This window comes from Burkholderia sp., assembly GCF_018375725.1.
Lineage (GTDB): Bacteria > Pseudomonadota > Gammaproteobacteria > Burkholderiales > Burkholderiaceae > Burkholderia.
In genome coordinates this window covers 1-2,740 of record NZ_JAHACR010000422.1, presented here as the reverse complement: position 1 = coordinate 2,740, position 2,740 = coordinate 1, and the positions used below count along the sequence as shown (strand labels likewise).

Genomic DNA, 2,740 nt, shown 5'->3' with positions numbered 1-2,740 from the left:
TTGGCCGCGCAGTAGATGACCGGCAGGTCGAACAGCGCACGGTCGACGACGAACTTGCCGTCGATCGCGAGCGCGCCGCGCGGCCCTTCGTTGGCGACCGTCGCCTTGCCCGACAGCGACAGCTTGCGGTCCGGCGCGGCGAACAGTTCGAGCTTGTCCGCCACGATGCTCGCGGTCAGGTCAGGCGCCTCGCCGTCGAGCCGCACGCGGCCGATCGCGCGCAGCGTGCCGTTGCCGCCATGGAACTCGACCTGCTGGAATTCGACGAGGTTTTCCGACAGCTTAACGCGCACGATCCCGTCCTTCAGCTGCACGCCCTGATCGACGAGCGTCGCCGACAGGTCGTCGCCCGTCAGCTGCCCGGACACGTTCGGCTTTGCCGGCGTGCCGGCGACCGTCAGCCTGAGCGCCGCGCGCCCGCCGAGCAGATAGCTCGGCCCGAACAGGTTGCCGGTCGCCTTCAGCGACGGAATGTCCGCGTCGATGCGGCCGGACAACGCACCGTCCTCCGCGAGCGCCAGCACGCCATCGCGCGGGGCGAACGGGACCGCGACGCTCGCGTCGACGGTGCCGACCCGGCTCGCCTTCCCTTGCACGCTCACGTTCAACCGGTTGCCCGCGCCGAACACGGCACGCGCGGACAGGTCGGCCAGGCCGAGCGACGCAATGCCGCGCGCCGTTTCGACCGTCACGTCGCCGCTGCGCCGCTTGACCTGCAGATAGCCGGTCGCGGTGGCGCCGAGCGAGAAATCCCAGTCCGCATCGAGCATGACGTCGGTGCGCACGGGCGGCCGCTTGCCGGTCAGTTCCCGGCGCACCTCGAGGAAGCGCGCGACCGAAAAACCGTTGACCGTGCCCGCGGAGCGCAGCTGGCCGTGGTCGAACGCGAACGACTTCAGGTCGATCGCCGCGCCTTCCAGCGTCAGCCGCGCGGCACCCAGCGTCACGCGCCCGGCAGCCGCCGACACGCTCAGCGGGGCCTGCAGCGCGAAGGCCGGCGTGCCGCGGTTGGCGAGGCGTGTCACGGTGCCGCCCCAGCCGGTTCCGTCGCGGCCCTCCACCAACCCGCCGTGCGCCGCGACCGTCAGGTCGATCACGCGGCCATCGGCCATGCCAACTGCCGACGCGTCGAGCGTGTGCTTCGCGCGCGTGCCGTCGAGGTTCGCGCGCAATGTCTTCAACTGGATCGAGCCGAGCACCACATTGCTCGCATCGGCGGTCAAGACGAGCGCACCGTGCGCGCCGTCGCGGATATCGGCACGGCCCTGCGCGGCGCCGATCCGGTTATCGCCGAAGACGACGCCGGCGGCCTTGTAGGTGCCGGCGATATTCGGGTGCGAAAAGCTGCCGGTCAGATCGCCCTGCGCCTCGACGAGCCCCGCGATGCCGAAACCGAGACGGTCGAGCTGCGGCGCATCGACCGCAAAGCGCAGCCGGTCGCCAGGCGCGCCGAAACTGCCATGCAGATCGACGCGGTTGCCTGCAATCGACAGCGTCGCGTTGCTCAGCAGGATCCGCGCGCCGGCGAGTTGCACGACGCCCTGTCCGGTCAGCGGCACGCCGTCGTACAGACTGTCGCCGAGCTTGAACGTGGCCTTCGTCGAGAATCCCGGCTCGAACGCGCCGGACGCGGTCAACACGCCGTTGACCCGCGTATCGCCGCGCCGCGCAGGTGCGGGTTTGGCGGCGCCCGCGCGGCCGGAGGCCGCCTTCGGGGCATTCATTGCGGCCAGCAGCAGCGGATCGAAACCGGTCAGCGTCGCCTTCGCGTCATAGCTCGCATGCGCGTCGTGACGGAATACGCCCGTCAGGTCGATATGCCCCTTGCCCGCGCTGACGCGCGTGTCGGTCAGTACGGTCTGCTGCGGCGTCAGCGCGATCTTCGCGCGCGCGCCAAGCCCAAGCGCCGGGTCGGCCAGGTCGAAATCGACCGTTTTGGTGTTGCCCGCAAGCGCAATGCCGACCGGCCCGCCGAGCCGCATCGGCCGCAGCTTGGCGACAAAGGCATTCAGGTCGAGATTGACGACTTTCAGGTCGAACCGGCCCTTGCCGGCCGTGAGCGCGCCGCCGCCCGTCACGCTGCCGCCACGGATCAGCGCCACGGTCAGCCCGTCGACGCGCTGCGCATGTCCGTCGAGCCGCACGTTCGCATGCGCCTCGGCGACCGGCAGCAGATGTTCGCCGAGCGTGCCGGGCTTCGCATTGACGATCGATACCGGGCCCGTCACCGCGAACGCACGCGGATGCGCGGGGTCGGCCGGCGCCGGGGCGAGTGCCGCGCGCACCGCGAGATCGGCGGCCGGCGCGCCCGGCGAGATCGCCTGCGGATTCACGTGATCGAACGCAAGCGACGCGCGCGTGAGCGGCACGGCCGAGAACGGCGCGGCCTCGACGTGCGCGCGCCCGCTCAGCTTGAGACCGTTCGCGTTGACATCGGCGGTCAGCGCCGCGAGCGAGCCCGACACGCGCGCACGCGCGTCGACCGGCTCGTCGGCCAGCTTGCCCGCGTAGGTCACGTCGCCCGTCAGCGCGAACGGCCGCATCCCGTCGAGCTTCGCACGCGCGGTCAGCGCGCCGAACGGCGTGTCGAGCCGGCGCAATGCGAGTTGATGATGACGGCCGTCGCTGCGGCCGTTCAGGGCGAGATTGTCGAGTACGGTGGTCGAACCGGCGTCGTGGATCGTCAGGCGGTCGATGCGCAGGTCGTCGATCCGCAATTGCGCGTACGCGGGGTGGAAGG

The 2,740-nt window shown here is 71.0% G+C and carries 1 protein-coding gene; it reads right to left on the bottom strand.

Going from position 1 to position 2,740, the window contains the following annotated elements:
* On the bottom strand, positions 1–2,740 hold a 2,740-nt coding region (locus KH616_RS23810; RefSeq protein WP_292253532.1), incomplete at both ends, for a hypothetical protein.